The organism is Mesorhizobium sp. M0207 (assembly GCF_040321995.1).
In the GTDB taxonomy this organism is placed as follows: Bacteria; Pseudomonadota; Alphaproteobacteria; order Rhizobiales; family Rhizobiaceae; genus Mesorhizobium.
Map to the genome: position 1 here is coordinate 64,930 of NZ_JAMYSQ010000007.1, position 16,899 is coordinate 81,828.

The window sequence follows — 16,899 nt, forward strand, 5'->3', positions numbered from 1 at the left end:
GCACATTGCCGCCGTTCTGGCTAGAGAATGTGCAGCAACCGAAGGTGCTTGGTTTTTGTGCATGCCTGATGTGACCAAATTGGCTTCGCCGCTGGATGTGGGTGGCGTGAGAATCCGCAATCGCGTATTTCTCGCGCCCATGTCGGGCATCACCGACGAACCGTTCCGGCAACGCGCCCATGCGCATGGCGCCGGGCTGGTCGTATCGGAAATGGTGGCGAGCGGCGAGCTTGCAAAGGGCAGGGCTGGTTCCGGCCTGCGCATCCGTCATTCCGGGCTGCCTATCCACATGGTCCAGCTTGCCGGCCGTGAGGCGGCGCACATGGCCGAGGGCGCGCGAATCGCAGCCGGCGAAGGCGCCGACATCATCGACATCAACATGGGCTGTCCGGCCAAGAAGGTGACGGGCGGCTATGCCGGTTCGGCACTTATGCGAGACCTCGACCACGCGCTGTCGCTGATCGAAGCGGTAGTCGGCGCGGTCGACGTGCCGGTCACGGTCAAAATGCGGCTCGGCTGGGACGAAGCCGCGCTCAACGCGCCAATGCTGGCGCGACGCGCCGAGCAGGCCGGGGTAATGATGGTGACGGTACACGGCCGCACGCGTTGCCAGTTCTATCAGGGCAGGGCCGACTGGCGTGCCATCGCACGCGTCAAGCAGGCCGTCTCGATCCCTGTGGTTGCCAATGGCGATGTCGGATCGCCGGCGGAGGCAGCGTCGATCCTCGAGCAGTCTGGCGCCGACGCGGTGATGGTTGGCCGCGCGCACTATGGCGCGCCTTGGACGGCCGGCAGCATTGTAGCGGCCGCGCTGGCCGAGCCGGTATCCGGCATGCCGGAAAGCCCGCAAGCGCTGTCCGACTACGTCATTGCCCATTACGAAGACATGCTGGCGCTTTATGGCGAGGAAAGCGGAGTGCGCCAGGCGCGCAAGCATCTCGGCTGGTATCTCGACCGCCACGCCGCCACAAGCGACGACCGGCGCAAGGCCATACTCACGTCTTTCGAGCCTGGGCGCGTCATAGCCTTGCTGCGCGACGTATTTTCGAGCGCTCCCGAAGCGGCGAACCTGCGGAGTGCGGCATGAACGCCACCGTCACACAGAGCACGGATATGGCGGACGCCGCGCATATTGTGCTCAACACCATTCGTCGGCCGGTGATCATGGTCGATCCGCAAGGCTTCATCACCTTCGCCAATGCCGATGCCGAGGATTTTTTCCGTTCGAGCGCCACGATGCTCGCCCGCAACACGCTGCACAAGCTCATTCCTTTCGGCAGCCCGCTGCTGACGCTTGTTGACCAGGTGCGCGAGCGCCGGGCGCCAGTCAACGAATACCGGGTGGACGTGTCGTCGCCGCGGCTCGGCATCGAGAAGGTGGTCGATCTCTACGTCGCGCCTGTGACGGAATTTCCAGGCTCCGTCGTGGTAATGTTCCAGGAACGCTCAATGGCCGACAAGATCGACCGGCAGATGACGCATCGCGGTGCGGCGCGCTCGGTTACCGGCCTTGCCGCGATGCTTGCCCATGAGATCAAGAACCCGCTGTCCGGCATTCGTGGTGCCGCGCAGCTGCTTGAACTGTCGGCGTCCGACGAGGATCGCGCACTGACCAGGCTGATCACCGACGAGACCGACCGCATTGTCTCGCTGGTCGACCGCATGGAGGTGTTTTCGGACGAGCGGCCGATCGACCGCTACCCCGTCAACATCCATGTCGTGCTCGACCATGTCAAGGCAATCGCCAAGAACGGTTTTGCCAAGAGAATCAAGATATTAGAGGATTATGATCCATCATTGCCTCCGGTCTTCGCCAATCGCGACCAGCTCATCCAAGTATTCCTCAATCTGGTAAAAAATGCCGCCGAGGCGATCGGCAGCGATCCGCAGGGCGAGATCATGCTGTCGACCGCCTTCCGCCCGGGCATTCGCGTTTCTGTGCCCGGAACGCAGGACCGCGTGTCGCTGCCATTGGAATTCTGCGTGCGTGACAACGGTTCGGGTGTCTCCGAAGATATCCTGCCGATCCTGTTCGATCCCTTCATCACCACCAAGCCGAACGGCTCCGGTCTCGGTCTGGCGCTGGTCGCAAAGATCGTCGGCGAGCATGGCGGCATCATTGAATGCGAATCGACGCCGCGCGGGACCACCTTCCGTATCCTGATGCCGGCATGGAAAGAAACCCAGTTTGGCACCGACGACGACGTTGAAGGAGACCGCAAATGACCGTTCGCGGCAATATTCTCGTCGCTGACGACGATGCGGCCATCCGCACAGTCCTCAACCAGGCGCTTTCGCGCGTCGGTCACGACGTGCGCGTCACCTCCAATGCCTCGACGCTGTGGCGCTGGGTGGCGGCGGGCGAGGGCGATCTGGTCATCACCGACGTTGTCATGCCCGACGAGAACGCCTTCGACATGCTGCCGCGCATCAAGAAGGCGCGACCGGAACTGCCGGTCATCGTCATGAGTGCGCAGAACACGTTCATGACCGCGATCCGGGCCTCCGAAACCGGAGCCTATGAATATCTGCCGAAACCGTTCGACCTGACGGAACTGCTCAACATCGTCAACCGCGCGCTTTCCGAGCCGCGGCGGCCCAAGATCGATACGCGTGCCGACGAGCCGCCTGAAACGATGCCGCTGGTCGGCCGCTCGGCGGCCATGCAGGACATCTACCGCATGCTGGCGCGCATGATGCAGACCGACCTGACGGTGATGATCTCGGGCGAATCGGGTACCGGCAAGGAACTGGTGGCGCGCGCGCTGCATGAATATGGCCGTCGTCGTGGTGGCCCCTTCGTCGCCATCAACATGGCGGCGATCCCACGCGACCTGATCGAATCGGAACTATTCGGGCACGAGAAGGGCGCCTTTACTGGCGCACAGAACCGCTCCACTGGCCGTTTCGAGCAGGCCGAAGGCGGCACGCTCTTCCTCGACGAGATCGGCGACATGCCGATGGAAGCGCAGACGCGGCTGCTGCGTGTGCTGCAGCAGGGCGAATACACCACGGTCGGCGGCCGAACGCCGATCAAGACCGACGTGCGCATCGTGGCTGCCACCAACAAGGACCTGCGCACGCTGATCAATCAGGGGCTTTTCCGCGAGGACCTGTTCTACCGCTTGAACGTTGTGCCGCTCAGGCTGCCGGCGCTGCGCGAGCGCTCGGAGGACATTCCGGACCTCGTCCGCCACTTCTTCAAGCTCGGCGTCAGTGAAGGCTTGCAGACCAAGCGCATTTCCACCGGCGGCATCGAGCTGATGAAGCGCTACCCATGGCCCGGTAATGTGCGCGAACTCGAAAATCTCATCCGCAGGCTGGCCGCACTGTATTCGCAGGACGAGATCTCCGCGGAGATCATCGAGGCGGAGTTGAAGACCGGCGAAAGGCCTGTCGTTCCAGGTGGCGGCAACCTCATTCCCGACGACCTTTCCATCGGCCAGGCGGTGGAGCATTTCCTGCAACGCTATTTTGCCTCGTTTGCCGGCGACTTGCCCCCGGCCGGGCTCTATCAGCGAATCCTCTCCGAGGTCGAATATCCGCTGGTCCTCGCCTCGATGACCGCAACGCGCGGTAACCAGATCAAGGCTGCGGAATTGCTGGGGCTCAACCGCAACACGCTGCGCAAGAAGATTCGCGAACTCGGCGTCAACGTCTACAAGTCGTCCAGGCAGGTCTAGACGAATCCCTTTAAGAGCGCTTTCCAGGGGATCGATTGCCGAAAGATTTCCGTCTCGGCCACACTTGTTGCATAATCGCCACAATGCGTTGCATACATCCGACGCAATCACTGGCTCTAGACGGCGACATGGCCCTGCACGCACCGACACTGAGCAAATCGCTTTTCAGCAATACCGGCGCGCGAGACGGTCGCCGGCTGCTTGCGCTGCCGGGCGTGATCGCCGTTGCCGGTGCGCTGGTGACGGCGGCGATCTCCTTCGCCATTCTGGTCGGCGCGACGCCGATCACGCCCGACGCGAGGACGACGCTGGCGCTGATTGCGCTTAATGCGGCGTTCGTCCTGTTTCTGATCTTGCTGGTCGGCCGCGAGGTGCATCGCATCCTGATGGCACGCCGGCACGGCAAGGCTGCGTCGCGCCTGCATGTGCGCATTGTGGCGATGTTTGCGCTGGTCGCCGCCATCCCCGCGATCATGGTGGCGATCATCGCGTCGATCACGCTCGACATCGGCCTCGACCGCTGGTTCGAGATCCGCACCAAGACGATCGTCAATTCGTCGTTGTCGATCGCCGACGCCTATGTGCAGGAAAACGCGCGAAATCTTCAGGGCACGACGTTGTCGATGGCTTACGACCTCGACGCTTCGCGCACGCTCTACGGTCTCGATCGCACCGGGTTCCTCGATCTCATGAACAAGGAGGCGGTGGGACGCTCGCTGGCGCACGCAGCACTCATCAAGCCCGATGGTTCCTTCGTTATGAGCGCCAAGACCGACGCGGACTTTGCCATGCCGGAGCCGCCTGAGGGCGCCGTGGCAAGCGCTGCCGACGGCAAGCCGGTGCTGATAGAGCCGCGCACCCGCAACATCATGGGTGCGATCGTCAAGCTGCGCGAGATCGACGGGCTCTATCTCTACACCATCCGCCTCGTCGATCCCGAGGTGATCAAGGCACGGCAGATCGTCAAATCCAACACCGCCGAATATCGCGGTCTCGAAGACAATCGCCGCACCTCGCAAGTGGCTTTCGCGCTTCCCTATCTGTCGCTGACGCTGATCATCATCCTGTCTGCCATCTGGACCGGCATTGCGGTGGCCGACCGCCTGGTGCGGCCGATTCGTCAGCTCATCGGCGCGGCCGATGAGGTCGCCACCGGCAATCTCGACGTAGCCGTGCCTGTCCGCCCCTCCGACGGTGACGTCGCCTCGCTCGGCGACACCTTCAACAAGATGCTGATGGAGCTGAAATCGCAGCGCAACGAGATCCTGTCGGCCAAGGATTTGATCGACGAGCGGCGGCGCTTTTCGGAGGCGGTGCTTGCCGGCGTCACCGCCGGGGTCATCGGCGTCGATCCATATGGCATCGTCACCATCGTCAACCGTTCGGCCGAAACGATGCTGGCCATATCCGCCACGGCAGCGCTAGGGCAGAACCTTTCCGCCGTGCTGCCGCATGTCGGCCGCGTCTTCGAGATCGGCCGCAAATCGGGCAAGCCGGTCTATCGCGAACAGGTCACCTTCTATCGTGCCGGCACCGAACGGACCTTCAACGTGCAGATCACGATTGAAGCCGGCGACGACGGTTCGGAGGATAAATCCTACGTCGTGACAGTCGACGACATTACCGATTTGGTCCAGGCACAGCGTTCCTCTGCATGGGCCGACGTGGCGCGGCGCATAGCCCACGAGATCAAGAACCCGCTGACGCCGATCCAGCTTTCGGCCGAGCGCATCAAGCGCCGTTACGGCAAGGTCATCACCGAGGACCGTGAGGTTTTCGATCAATGCACCGACACCATCATCCGGCAAGTGGAGGACATCGGCCGCATGGTCGACGAGTTCTCGGCGTTCGCCCGCATGCCGAAACCGGAAATGAAGGCCATCGATCTGCGCGATTCGTTGCGCGAAGCCTCGTTCCTGGTCGAAGTGAGCCGGGCCGACATCACCTTCGAGCGCGTCTTCGGCAATGAGCCGCTCAAAGGCACGTTCGACAGCCGGCTGATGGCGCAGGCTTTCGGCAACGTCATCAAGAATGCTGCCGAAGCCATCGACGGACTTGATGCAGAGGATCGTCCGCACGGCATAATCCGGATTCAAGCCGGGCGTCAGAATGGCGCGATTCGAATCGACGTCATCGACAACGGCAGGGGCTTGCCGCGCGAGAACCGGCAGCGCTTGCTCGAGCCTTACATGACGACACGCGAGAAAGGCACCGGGCTTGGCCTCGCTATCGTCAAGAAGATCGTGGAGGACCATGGCGGGCGACTCGAATTGCACGATGCACCAGCGGACTTCCACGATGGGCGGGGTGCAATGATCAGCATCATCCTGCCGGTTGCCGCCACCGTTCCGGTACGCGGCGAGGGCAAGACGGAACACGAAAAAGAAACTGAAAAGGTCGGTAATGGCGTCTGATATTCTCATCGTCGATGACGAGGAAGACATCCGCGAACTCGTCGCCGGTATCCTGAGCGACGAAGGTCACGAAACACGCACGGCGTTTGATGCCGACAGCGCGCTGGCGGCGGTCGCCGACCGGGCACCCAGGCTGATCTTCCTCGACATCTGGCTGCAGGGCTCGCGGCTCGATGGCCTGGCCTTGCTGGACGAGATCAAGACGATGCACCCGAACCTGCCGGTGGTAATGATCTCGGGCCACGGCAACATCGAAACGGCAGTCTCGGCCATCCGCCGCGGCGCCTATGATTTCATCGAAAAGCCATTCAAGGCCGACAGGCTGATCCTCATTGCCGAACGGGCGCTCGAAACCTCCAAATTGAGACGCGAGGTTTCGGATCTCAAGCTGCGCAGCGGCGAGACTTTCGACCTCATCGGCATGTCGTCGGCAATGAGCCAATTGCGCCAGACCATCGAGCGCGTCGCGCCGACCAACAGCCGCGTCATGATTATCGGCCCCTCCGGCTCGGGCAAGGAACTGGCGGCGCGCGCCATCCACGCACTGTCGGCGCGCAAGAGTGCACCGTTTGTGACGCTGAGCGCCGCCAACATCACGCCTGAGCGTATGGAGATCGAGTTGTTCGGCACCGAATCGAACGGCGTCGAACGCAAGGTCGGCGCGCTGGAGGAAGCCCATCGCGGCATTCTCTACATCGATGAAGTGGCCGACATGCCGCGTGAGACGCAAAACAAGATCCTGCGCGTGCTGGTCGAACAGCAGTTCGAGCGGGTAGGGGGCACCAAGCGGGTCAAGGTCGACGTGCGCATCGTCTCGTCGACCTCGCAGAACCTGGAAGCCATGATCGCCGACGGCCGTTTCCGTGAGGACCTTTATCATCGCCTGGCCGTGGTTCCGGTCATGGTGCCGGGACTGGCCGAGCGTCGCGAGGACATTCCTTATCTGGTCGACAATTTCATGAAGCAGATCGCTCGCCAGGCCGGCATCAAGCCGCGCCGCATCGGCGACGACGCGCTGGCGGTGCTGCAGGCGCATAACTGGCCGGGCAACGTTCGCCAGTTGCGCAACAATGTCGAGCGGCTGATGATCCTGGCGCGCGGCGACGATGTCGATGCGCCGATCACCGCCGATCTCCTGCCTGCCGAGATCGGCGACGTCATGCCGCGCACTCCAAACAAATCCGATCAGCACATAATGGCGCTGCCGCTGCGGGAAGCGCGCGAACAATTCGAGAAGGACTATCTGATCGCCCAGATCAACCGTTTTGGCGGCAATATCTCGAAGACGGCAGAGTTTATCGGCATGGAACGCTCTGCATTGCACCGCAAGCTGAAGTCGCTGGGCGTCTGACAGCCAAACCAGTCGTGGCCCACGCAATTATCGGTTACGGCGGTCTTGGAATCGCATAAGAAAGCTGGACTTCTTTCAGGGGTTAGCCATGCCGCGCATTGCGTATGTGAACGGGCGCTACGTCGCTCACGCCGAAGCTTCCGTGCATATCGAGGACCGTGGCTATCAATTCGCCGACGGCGTCTACGAGGTCTGCGAGGTGGCACGAGGCTTCATCGTCGACATGCCCCGCCATCTCGCCCGATTGAACCGCTCACTTGCCGAACTCTCGATCGATTGGCCGATCACGCGCGGCGTGCTGCCGCTCGTCATGCGCGAGGTGGTGCGCCGCAACCATGTCGTCGACGGCCTGGTCTATGTCCAGGTGACACGCGGGGTCGCCAGCCGCGAGTTTTTCTTCCCGCCGGCGGAGACGAAGCCGTCGCTGGTGGTGACTGCCAAAAAAGCCGATCCTGCAGCTGCCGCGAAGCGGGCCGAGAGCGGGATCCGGGTTATCACAGTGCCGGAGAACCGGTGGGATCGGGTCGATATCAAGTCGGTCGGCCTGCTGCCGAACGTGCTGGCCAAGCAGAAAGCCAAGGAAGCCGGCGCTCAGGAGGCCTGGTTCGTCGATGTCGACGGCACCGTCAAGGAAGGTGGATCGTCGAACGCCTGGATCATCACCGGGGATGGCGTGCTGGTGACGCGGCCGGCCGAGCACGGCATCCTGCGCGGCATCACCCGTACGACGCTGTTCGACGTGGCCGCCAAGCTCGGCCTGAAGATCGAGGAGCGCGGTTTTTCGGTGGCCGAAGCCAAGGCCGCGCGCGAGGTTTTCATCAGCTCCGCGACCACGATTGCCATGCCGGTGGTGGCGATCGATGGCGCTCCCGTCGCCAACGGCCACCCGGGCTCGATAACAGTTTCATTACGGCAGGCCTTTTTTGACGTTGCGGAAAAAAGTCCAGCCTGATAACCGCACAGATGGAATGAACATCAATATATCTCGTTCTGCTTGTCGTTACTGACGGCAAGATGGTGTTTGCGTGCTTGACATGTGCCGGCTAATTTGGCGCATTGGCCTGCAAACCGAAGGGGATCGGCGAAAGACAAGAACAATGGCGGAACGATCGCAAAATCTTCAGGACCTGTTCCTGAATTCAGTTCGCAAGAGCAAAAATCCACTCACCATCTTTCTCATCAACGGCGTGAAGCTGACCGGCGTGGTCACTTCGTTCGACAATTTCTGCGTTCTGCTGCGTCGCGACGGCCATTCCCAGCTTGTCTACAAGCACGCTATTTCCACGATCATGCCGAGCCAGCCGGTTCAGATGTTCGATGGTGAGGAAAGCCAGGGCGCCTGATTGGCACGTGAGAAAGACGCGGACCGCCGCGTTCGCGGAAAACCAGCACATCAGACCGGGACAGAGGCCAACGGCCCGACCCGGGCGGTGGTAATCGTGCCGGTGCTTACCCGGCAGCCGCGTGGCGACGACGACACCAACCGCCCCCGCCTGACCCGTTCCGCCGAGGCTCGTCGCGACGAGGCCGTCGGCCTCGCCAGCGCCATCGACCTCGACCTGGTCCACACGGCGGTGGTGACCGTCAACGATCCACGCCCGGCGACCTTGCTCGGCAGCGGCAAGGTGGCGGAGTTCGCTGAGATCGTCAAAGAGGGCCACGCGGAAGTGGTCATTGTCGATCATCCGCTGACCCCGGTACAGCAGCGCAACCTCGAAAAAGAGTTGAACGCCAAGGTGCTCGACCGCACCGGGCTGATCCTGGAGATTTTCGGCGAGCGCGCCCGCACCAAGGAAGGCACGCTGCAGGTCGATCTTGCCCATCTCAACTACCAGAAAGGCCGCCTTGTGCGGAGCTGGACCCACCTCGAGCGCCAGCGTGGCGGCGCCGGCTTTCTCGGCGGCCCTGGCGAGACCCAGATCGAGTCGGATCGGCGTGTGCTGCAGGACAAGATCACCAAGCTGAAGCACGAGCTCGAAACTGTGCGCCGCACCCGCGACCTGCACCGCGCCAAGCGCAAGAAGGTGCCATTTCCGGTGGTGGCGATCGTCGGCTACACCAATGCCGGCAAGTCGACTCTGTTCAACCGGATGACCGGAGCAGGGGTGCTGGCCGAAGACATGCTGTTTGCCACGCTCGACCCGACGCTGCGCCGCGTGCGCCTGCCGCACGGCACGCCGATCATCCTTTCCGATACGGTCGGCTTCATTTCCGACCTGCCAACGCATCTGGTCGCGGCCTTCAGGGCGACGCTGGAGGAAGTGGTCGAGGCAGACCTCGTCATTCATCTGCGCGACATCTCCGATCCCGATACGGCCGCGCAGGCCGAAGATGTCGAGCGCATCCTTGCCGATCTCGGCGTCGATGCCCGCGATAGCAAGCGCGTCATCGAAGTATGGAACAAGATCGACCGGCTCGACGAGGGCAACCGGGCGCGGCTGCTTGCCGATGGTGCTGACGGCAAGAAGGCACCGCCGATCGCCATATCGGCGGTAACCGGCGAGGGCATCGATGCGCTGAAGGCGATCATCGAGACGATGATGTCGGGCGAACTGGAGACGTTCACCGTCACACTCAAGCCCGACCAACTCGGCGTCGTCGACTGGCTTTACCGCAACGGCGACATCATCTCGCGCGACGACAATGAGGATGGCAGCGTAACCGTCGCGCTCAAGGCTACACACAGCGCTCGGCAGGAGATCGAAAGCCGATTGCGCCGTCAAAACAACGGGTAGAGGCGTTTACTTCGCGCTTTTTGCCTGCTGCCAGAGCGCTTCCATCTCGTCCAGCGTCGCCTCTTCGAGGCTGTTTCCCGACGCTTGCAGCGTCCGCTCGACATAGTGGAAGCGCGATCGGAATTTTTCGTTGGTGCCGCTGAGTGCCGCTTCGGAATCAATTTTGAGGTGCCGGCCGAGATTGACGACCGCAAACAGCATGTCGCCGAACTCATCCTTGATCGGCGCGCTGTCGCCTTTGGCCAGCGCTTCTCGCAATTCGCCGATCTCCTCCTCTATCTTTTCGAGGATCGGTGCCGCCTCGCTCCAGTCGAAGCCGACGCGGGCGGCCTTTTCCTGCAGTTTGAGCGCCCGGGTCAGGGCGGGCAGGGCGACCGGCACGCTGTCGAGAAAGCCCTTGCCATGGTCTTCCGGGTCGAGCCCACGGGCGAGGCGCGCACTGCGCTTCTCCGCCTTTTCCTCTGCCTTGATCTTTTCCCACATGCCCTTGGCCATGCCGGCGCTGCGCGCCTTGTTGTCGCCGAAGACATGGGGGTGGCGGCGAATCATTTTTGTGGTGATGGCCTGGACTACATCGCCGAATGAAAATTCGCCGGCCTCCTCGGCCATTTGCGCGTGGTAGACCACTTGCAGCAGGAGATCGCCGAGTTCATCCCGCAGATCGTCCAGATCGCCGCGCGCAATGGCGTCCGCCACTTCGTAGGCTTCCTCGATCGTGTACGGCGCGATTGTCGAAAAGTCCTGCTCGATATCCCACGGGCAGCCGGTTTCCGGCGCCCGCAGCGCTGCCATGATCTCGATCAGCCGGGAAATGTCTTTCGAGGGTTTCATCTGGGAAACGCTATCCTGTACCCGGCCGCGCGGCCAACAGCTTCAGCCGGCGAGGGCGTCTTGTCCACAGATGGGCGGCCAGACCATGATCCGAAAGTGGAAGCCGGTTTCCGGAAAAGATCCTAACTAGCAAAAAGTATCAGTCGAGCACGGAGACTATCGCCTTGGCGAGCGCATCCATGCCGTCCTCGGGCAGGCCGGCAACGTTGATGCGGCTGTCGCCGACCATATAGATGGCATGCTCGGCGCGCAGCCGCTCGACTTGCGCTTCCGACAGGCCAAGCCGGGAAAACATGCCGCGATGGCTGGCGACGAAATCGAAACGGTCGGAGTTGGACTGCCGCCGCAGCGCCTCGGCGAACTGGACGCGCAGCCGCAGCATGCGCAGCCGCATCTCTTCAAGCTCTGCCTCCCAGTCGGAACGCAATGCGGGGTCTTCAAGCACGATGCGCACCGCCGCCGCGCCGTGGTCCGGCGGCATCGAATACATGGCGCGCGCCGCCGACAGCATCTGGCCCATCGCCAAATCCGCCTGCGCGCCACCTTTCGCCATGATCAGCGCTGCACCGACTCGGTCGCGATAGACGGCAAAGTTCTTCGAGCAGCTCGAGGCAACGACCATTTCCGGAACTTTTGCCGCCAGAAGGCGCAAGCCGGCGGCATCCGCATCAAGTCCCTCGCCAAAGCCCTGATAGGCGATGTCGACAAAGGGCAGCAGGCCGCGCTCAACGACAAGATCGGCAATGGCAGCCCATTGCGAGATGTCTAGATTGGCGCCTGTCGGGTTATGGCAGCAGCCATGCAACAATACGACGTCGCCAGGATTCGCGGTTCTCAATGCATTCAGCATGTCGTCGAAGCGAACCGCACCAGAAGCAGCGTCGAAATACGGATATTCGCGTGTCTGCAGGCCAGCGGCGCGCATCACCGGCATGTGGTTCGGCCATGTCGGATCCGACAGCCAGACCATCGCGTCGGTGCGGGTCCTTTTCAGCAGCTCTGCTACCAGCCGCAGCGCGCCGGAGCCGCCTGGCGCCTGCGCCGCACGAATGCGCGTCATGTCGGCGGCTGGGCCGAACACCAACCTGGCCATCGCCGCGTTGAAGGCGGTATCGCCGGCAAGGCCGAGATAGGTCTTGGTATCCTGGCCCTGCAGCAGCCGCTTTTCGGCTTCGCGCACCGCGCGCATCACCGGCGTCTTGCCGTCGCGATCCCTATAAACGCCGACCCCAAGATCGACCTTGTCGGGACGCGGGTCGGCGCGATAGAGACCGATCAAGGCCAGGATCTTGTCGGCAGGCGCGGGCTGGAGATTTTCGAACATTCGATAAGGTTCCGTTGGCGGCGGAGTGATACGCAAACCGGCCGTACTTTGCCAGCAGTTTCATATGCGCCAACTCGGCGCCGGTTTGCCTCGAGGGCGGCCGATACTATCTGGCGGGCGAGAGCGGGCCCGATTTCTCCCAGGACGAGAACGCGGCGAGCCGTAAGAAAATTTCGGGGAGAGCGGGATTAACATCCCGACCTGCTCCGTAAACAGGACATGAAACGGCCGATGCCACGCTTCGATATTCTGGGACAGCTCGGTTCGCTGCGCCGCTATGCACGCTCGCTGACGCGCGACAGCGCCGATGCAGAGGATCTGGTGCATGATGCGCTGGTGCGTGCCTATGAGCGACGCGGCAGCTTCCGCTCCGGCGGAAACCTTCGCGTATGGCTGCTGTCGATCGTCCACAACGCGTTCATCGACGGCTTGCGGTCCCGCAAATCCGAAGCAATGCGCATCGAACAGGCCGGCTATCTCGCCGAGGCGAATGTCCCGGCGCCGCAGGAACATTCGGTCCGTCTGGCGCAGGTGCGCGAAGCGTTTTTCGAATTGCCGGAGGAGCAGCGTTCGGCGTTGCATCTCGTCGCCATCGAGGGGCTTAGCTACAGCCAGGCCGCTGAGGTGAGTGGCGTGCCGCTTGGCACGCTGATGTCGCGCATCGGCAGGGCGCGTGCGGCCCTGCGCGAGATGGAGGACGCGGTGCCGGCACGCGCGAAAGGCCATCTGAAGATCGTCGGAGGTGGATCATGAACCAACTGCGCGATCCCGTGACCGACGCCGATCTCGACGCCTATGTCGACGATCAGCTGGACGTGGCTCGTCGCATCGAGGTCGAGGCGTTCCTTTCGGCCCGCCCGGACGCGGCCGCGCGGGTGATGTCCGACTTACGGATGCGTGACGAATTGCGCGTGGCACTTGCCGGATCGAAAGGCATGGCGCGGCCCGCGACGGCCGATGCTGCACGGCGGCTGGAGCGGGGATTGGCGCGCGGCCGCGTCCTTGGTGCTTTGCAGCGAGCTGCGGCAGTCGCTGTCTTCGTCGCTGCCGGCTGGCTTGCGAACGGGCTCATCGGACCGATATCGGTGACGGAAGTCGTCGCTTCGACCCATCCGCCCGCCTATGTGGAGGACGCGGTCCGGGCGCACCGCACGACGCTCGTGCGCGAGGCGATGTCGTCACAACTCGAGGCGCCCGGCTACAATGCCGACGAAATCGGCGCCGCGACGGCGATCGTGATGCCATCGCTGCCAGCGGACTGGACGGTCCGTGACGTGCAGATCTATCCATCGCAATTCGGACCGAGCGTCGAGATGGCTGTCGAGACGAAAGAGATGGGGCTGGTCTCGTTGTTCGCGATCAGGCCCGGAACATTCGACGTCGTCAAGCCGACCGTCGTTCCCTCGGGCGAAGTTTCCTCGGCTTATTTCCAGATCGGCGAGGTCGCCTACGCGGTCGTCGGACGCAGCGATGTCGGCGGTCTCGATCGCACGGCCGAAGCCCTCGCCAAAACGCTTTACTGATCGACCTGCAAGAAGGAGAACCACATGAACAATCTCGGATATATCGGGGCCGGAGCCCGAGCCGGAGCCGTCTACGATGAAGGCCTGCGCCGGCACATGCTGCGCGTCTATAACTATATGGGCCTTGGCCTCGTCGTTACGGGCGTGATCGCGTTCGTGGTGGCTTCCACGCCCGCTCTTTACGTGCCGATCTTCTCCACACCGCTGAAATGGGTGGTGATGCTGGCCCCGCTGGCCTTTGTGCTCTTGTTCTCGTTTCGGATGCAGGCGATGTCGGCAGCCGGCGCCCAGGCGATGTTCTGGGCATTCTGCGCGGTCATGGGCCTGTCGCTGGCTTCCGTGTTCCTGGTCTTTACCGGCACCAGCATCGCACGCACCTTCTTCATCGCCGCCACCATGTTCGGCGCGACCAGCCTTTACGGGTACACGACCAAACGCGACCTGACGCAGTTTTCGTCGTTCCTGATCATGGGCCTGATCGGCGTGGTGATCGCCAGCATCATCAATATCTTCCTGGGCTCGACCGCGCTCCAATTCGCGATCTCTGTGATCGGCATCGCCGTCTTCATCGGCCTCACCGCCTGGGATACCCAGACGATCAAGGAGCAGTATGCGGAAAACTTCGGCGCGGAATCACAGCAGAAACTCGCTGTCTTCGGTGCATTCTCGCTCTATCTGAACTTCATCAACATCTTCCAACTGCTGTTGAACTTCACCGGCGAGCGCGAATAGCCGGCGTTGAACCAAGACCGGAGTTGGACATCATGGACAGAAACGATCAGCAAGCGATCGGACAGCTCTTCGAGAAGTTGGCAAGCGCCGAGCGCCAGGCGCCCCCGCGCGATGCCGAAGCAGAGCGCTTCATCCAGGACCAGATCACCCAGCAGCCTGGGGCGCCATATTACATGGCCCAGACGATCGTGGTGCAGGAGCAGGCCCTGAACGCAGCTCAGGCGCGCATAGAAGAACTGGAGGAGCAGGCGCGGCAGCCGGCCGGCGGTGGACCGCTCAGCGGCTTCTTCGGCCGCAGCGACGGCAGGCGCTCAGGCTCGGTTCCGCGGGTAGGGCGCACCGCCTCCGTTGCAACTGAAGGGCCGCAGGACACGCCACAGCGGGCAGGCGGCGGTTTTCTTGCCGGCGCCGCGCAGACCGCGATGGGCGTGGCGGGCGGCGTGCTGCTCGGCAACGCGATCGCCGGCGTGTTTGGCGGCAGCGAAGCGAAGGCAGCTGAACAGCCGACGCCGCAGCCGGACGAAGCCGATCAGGCAGGCGATGCCAGCTCCGACAATGGCGGTGACTTCGGTGATATGGAGTTCTGATGAGCGACCCAGACTGTGCCTGTACCGGCGCTGGGGACGATTGCGGGTAAGCATAGGCGAGATGGCGAGGGCAACATCCGGGAAGCGAGCCCTCGCCGGCGGCTAATAACCCAGGCGCTTCAGTTCAGCCTTGACCGCTGCGATCGTCTTGAAGCGGAAGTGCTTCGTTGTGCCGTCGCGCCAATGGCAGTCGCATGTGGCGTCGAACTTCCGGCTCGCTTTCAATTGAGTCAGCGCCTTCTGGCCTGGCTTGGGGCCATCGAAGATGCGAACTTCGTAGAGCGTCCCTTCGACATCGTAGTGCATCTGAGCCCAGGAAAGTATCACGATCAGTTCCTTTGCCGGGTCGTGGTCGGCGTTGGCGAGGCCGAGCGCGATGTCCGGTGTGTCGCCCTCTTGTTCACCGAGCGTGACCTGGATTGCGCGATATCTGTTGTCAGCTAGCCGTTGCAGCGCGACGAGCGGGCGTTCCGGATATTCCTCGGCGGTCTGGTAATCGACGAAGAGTGTCTGGAGGCCGTTCCAGCTCACGGCTGTGGTGTGCGGATCAGCATTGTCGGCGAACCCAACAACACGTTTGACGAAAGCCAGGTCGTTCTCGCCTGGCGTACGACTGACATCCTGAGCTCGCGCATCGGTGAGCGCGCAGGCGAGGGTGAGGGCAAGACCTGCAAGCAGCGGAAGCGTCTTCATGATTCGCAATCCTAGCATGCCCGTTGCCCCACAGCGCTGTTGCGAATGTCTAAGAGTGAACGGTCTAATCTCGCCGCCAACGGATGCTATAGCCTTTAGTCGCATAAGATACATTATGGAACTGGCGTAGCCGATTGGATGTGGCGTGAAGATAGCACTCCGCGAGATCCAAACCCGCGAACCCAGCCGTAAAAACCTCGCCCTTCACGCTGATTCGTAAGGGATTTCGATCGTCATGCCGTCATAAGCAGGCTCGACGTTGGCCGGCGTCTCGGCCATTACCGTGGCGTAGTCGAGCGGAACATGCATATGCGTCAGCACCGCGTTCTTCGGCGCCAGTCCTTCGATCCAGCCAAGCGCCTGGCCAAGCGACAGATGGCTCGGATGGACGGTGTATTGCAGCGCGTCGATGACCAGCATGTCCAGCCCGCGCAAACGCTTGGCGGTCGCCTCCGGAAAGTCGCTGACGTCAGGGCAATAGGCCAGCCCGCCGATGCGGAAACCCAGCGAGGTGATGTCGCCATGGAGCTGCAGCAGCGGTTCGAGGGTGAGGGCGCCGCCCTCGCCTGCGATTACCACCGGCCTGTGGTGGTCGATGATATGGGCGTTGACGATCGGCGGATACGAACTGCCTTGCGGTGTTTCGAAACAGTAGCGGAACGCCTCGCGTAGGCGCAGCATGGTAGCCTGATCCGCATGGATGTCGATCCGGTGGCGCTGCTCGAGCACGAAGCCGCGCAGATCGTCGATGCCGTGGATATGGTCGGCATGCGGATGTGTATAGACCACCGCATCGATGCGCTTGACGGATGCCAGCAGCATCTGCTCGCGGAAATCCGGGCCGGTGTCGATGACGACCGTGGTCCGGGCGCCATTCGCCGCGATCCGCTCGACAAGCGCTGCGGTGCGCGTGCGCCGGTTCCGGGGATTTGCGGGATCGCAATTGCCCCAGTCGCCGGTGATGCGTGGCGTGCCCGGCGATGAGCCGCAGCCGAGGACGGTAAGACGTAACCGGTCGCTCATGCG

The 16,899-nt window shown here is 62.6% G+C and carries 16 protein-coding genes; 12 read left to right on the forward strand and 4 right to left on the reverse strand.

What is annotated here, in order from left to right; genetic code table 11:
* Positions 1-61 precede the first annotated feature (61 nt).
* From dusB to hflX, 8 genes are all read left to right on the forward strand, one after another.
* Complete coding sequence (dusB, locus tag NKJ15_RS12680) at positions 62-1,087, forward strand: tRNA dihydrouridine synthase DusB (RefSeq protein ID WP_352815540.1); 1,026 nt, start codon at positions 62-64, stop codon at positions 1,085-1,087.
* Positions 1,084-2,226 carry a two-component system sensor histidine kinase NtrB gene (locus tag NKJ15_RS12685; protein ID WP_352747246.1) on the forward strand — a complete coding sequence of 381 codons (1,143 nt, stop codon included), beginning with the start codon at positions 1,084-1,086 and terminating at the stop codon, positions 2,224-2,226. The genes dusB and NKJ15_RS12685 overlap by 4 nt, the downstream gene beginning before the upstream one ends.
* On the forward strand, positions 2,223-3,683 hold the full coding sequence (gene ntrC / locus NKJ15_RS12690; RefSeq protein ID WP_254817199.1) for a nitrogen regulation protein NR(I): 1,461 nt from the start codon (positions 2,223-2,225) through the stop codon (positions 3,681-3,683). Before NKJ15_RS12685 ends, ntrC begins: the two co-directional genes overlap by 4 nt.
* 128 nt (positions 3,684-3,811) lie before the next feature.
* Positions 3,812-6,097 carry a sensor histidine kinase NtrY-like gene (locus NKJ15_RS12695; RefSeq protein WP_352502927.1) on the forward strand — a complete coding sequence of 762 codons (2,286 nt, stop codon included), beginning with the start codon at positions 3,812-3,814 and terminating at the stop codon, positions 6,095-6,097.
* Positions 6,087-7,448 (forward strand): nitrogen assimilation response regulator NtrX, encoded by a 1,362-nt coding sequence (gene ntrX, locus NKJ15_RS12700; RefSeq protein WP_352471845.1) that lies wholly within the window; start codon positions 6,087-6,089, stop codon positions 7,446-7,448. Before NKJ15_RS12695 ends, ntrX begins: the two co-directional genes overlap by 11 nt.
* A gap of 88 nt (positions 7,449-7,536) precedes the next feature.
* Positions 7,537-8,400 (forward strand): D-amino-acid transaminase, encoded by an 864-nt coding sequence (locus NKJ15_RS12705; protein ID WP_352448933.1) that lies wholly within the window; start codon positions 7,537-7,539, stop codon positions 8,398-8,400.
* A 145-nt stretch (positions 8,401-8,545) separates the two neighbouring features.
* Positions 8,546-8,791 carry an RNA chaperone Hfq gene (gene hfq, locus NKJ15_RS12710; protein ID WP_006202172.1) on the forward strand — a complete coding sequence of 82 codons (246 nt, stop codon included), beginning with the start codon at positions 8,546-8,548 and terminating at the stop codon, positions 8,789-8,791.
* Positions 8,792-10,183, forward strand: a complete 1,392-nt coding sequence (gene hflX / locus NKJ15_RS12715; RefSeq protein ID WP_352815541.1) for a GTPase HflX — start codon at positions 8,792-8,794, stop codon at positions 10,181-10,183. It abuts the gene before it with no gap.
* Between the two features lie 6 nt (positions 10,184-10,189).
* Here the strand turns inward: hflX and mazG are convergent, their stop codons facing one another.
* Positions 10,190-11,014: a nucleoside triphosphate pyrophosphohydrolase gene (mazG, locus tag NKJ15_RS12720; RefSeq protein WP_352815543.1), complete on the reverse strand. Its 825-nt coding sequence runs from the start codon at positions 11,012-11,014 to the stop codon at positions 10,190-10,192.
* Between the two features lie 139 nt (positions 11,015-11,153).
* Positions 11,154-12,338 (reverse strand): amino acid aminotransferase, encoded by a 1,185-nt coding sequence (locus NKJ15_RS12725; protein WP_352815544.1) that lies wholly within the window; start codon positions 12,336-12,338, stop codon positions 11,154-11,156.
* Between the two features lie 219 nt (positions 12,339-12,557).
* Here NKJ15_RS12725 and NKJ15_RS12730 point away from each other — a divergent pair, with 219 nt between their 5' ends.
* The 4 genes from NKJ15_RS12730 to NKJ15_RS12745 are packed head-to-tail and all read left to right on the forward strand — an operon-like array spanning position 12,558 to position 15,180.
* Positions 12,558-13,091 carry a sigma-70 family RNA polymerase sigma factor gene (locus NKJ15_RS12730; protein ID WP_502896504.1) on the forward strand — a complete coding sequence of 178 codons (534 nt, stop codon included), beginning with the start codon at positions 12,558-12,560 and terminating at the stop codon, positions 13,089-13,091.
* Entirely contained in the window at positions 13,088-13,861 is a 774-nt protein-coding gene (locus tag NKJ15_RS12735; RefSeq protein WP_352815546.1) for an anti-sigma factor family protein, read from the forward strand. The genes NKJ15_RS12730 and NKJ15_RS12735 overlap by 4 nt, the downstream gene beginning before the upstream one ends.
* Before the next feature lie 24 nt (positions 13,862-13,885).
* Positions 13,886-14,593 (forward strand): Bax inhibitor-1/YccA family protein, encoded by a 708-nt coding sequence (locus NKJ15_RS12740; protein WP_352682715.1) that lies wholly within the window; start codon positions 13,886-13,888, stop codon positions 14,591-14,593.
* Between the two features lie 32 nt (positions 14,594-14,625).
* The gene (locus tag NKJ15_RS12745; RefSeq protein ID WP_352682718.1) at positions 14,626-15,180 is read left to right on the forward strand and encodes a DUF2076 domain-containing protein; all 555 of its coding nucleotides are present in this window, start codon (positions 14,626-14,628) and stop codon (positions 15,178-15,180) included.
* Between the two features lie 102 nt (positions 15,181-15,282).
* Here the strand turns inward: NKJ15_RS12745 and NKJ15_RS12750 are convergent, their stop codons facing one another.
* Entirely contained in the window at positions 15,283-15,873 is a 591-nt protein-coding gene (locus tag NKJ15_RS12750; protein ID WP_352815549.1) for a hypothetical protein, read from the reverse strand.
* A gap of 204 nt (positions 15,874-16,077) precedes the next feature.
* Positions 16,078-16,896, reverse strand: a complete 819-nt coding sequence (locus NKJ15_RS12755) for an MBL fold metallo-hydrolase (RefSeq protein ID WP_352542013.1) — start codon at positions 16,894-16,896, stop codon at positions 16,078-16,080.
* Positions 16,897-16,899 lie beyond the last annotated feature (3 nt).

Coding starts and splice junctions, on each gene's coding strand:
- NKJ15_RS12725 (WP_352815544.1), bottom strand. CDS start 12,338: ATGTTCGAAAATCTCCAGCCCGCGCCTGCCGACAAGATCCTGGCCTTG.
- ntrX (WP_352471845.1), top strand. CDS start 6,087: ATGGCGTCTGATATTCTCATCGTCGATGACGAGGAAGACATCCGCGAA.
- hfq (WP_006202172.1), top strand. CDS start 8,546: ATGGCGGAACGATCGCAAAATCTTCAGGACCTGTTCCTGAATTCAGTT.
- NKJ15_RS12745 (WP_352682718.1), top strand. CDS start 14,626: ATGGACAGAAACGATCAGCAAGCGATCGGACAGCTCTTCGAGAAGTTG.
- ntrC (WP_254817199.1), top strand. CDS start 2,223: ATGACCGTTCGCGGCAATATTCTCGTCGCTGACGACGATGCGGCCATC.
- mazG (WP_352815543.1), bottom strand. CDS start 11,014: ATGAAACCCTCGAAAGACATTTCCCGGCTGATCGAGATCATGGCAGCG.
- NKJ15_RS12695 (WP_352502927.1), top strand. CDS start 3,812: ATGGCCCTGCACGCACCGACACTGAGCAAATCGCTTTTCAGCAATACC.
- NKJ15_RS12735 (WP_352815546.1), top strand. CDS start 13,088: ATGAACCAACTGCGCGATCCCGTGACCGACGCCGATCTCGACGCCTAT.
- NKJ15_RS12685 (WP_352747246.1), top strand. CDS start 1,084: ATGAACGCCACCGTCACACAGAGCACGGATATGGCGGACGCCGCGCAT.
- NKJ15_RS12750 (WP_352815549.1), bottom strand. CDS start 15,873: ATGAAGACGCTTCCGCTGCTTGCAGGTCTTGCCCTCACCCTCGCCTGC.
- NKJ15_RS12705 (WP_352448933.1), top strand. CDS start 7,537: ATGCCGCGCATTGCGTATGTGAACGGGCGCTACGTCGCTCACGCCGAA.
- NKJ15_RS12730 (WP_502896504.1), top strand. CDS start 12,558: ATGAAACGGCCGATGCCACGCTTCGATATTCTGGGACAGCTCGGTTCG.
- NKJ15_RS12755 (WP_352542013.1), bottom strand. CDS start 16,896: ATGAGCGACCGGTTACGTCTTACCGTCCTCGGCTGCGGCTCATCGCCG.
- dusB (WP_352815540.1), top strand. CDS start 62: ATGCCTGATGTGACCAAATTGGCTTCGCCGCTGGATGTGGGTGGCGTG.
- NKJ15_RS12740 (WP_352682715.1), top strand. CDS start 13,886: ATGAACAATCTCGGATATATCGGGGCCGGAGCCCGAGCCGGAGCCGTC.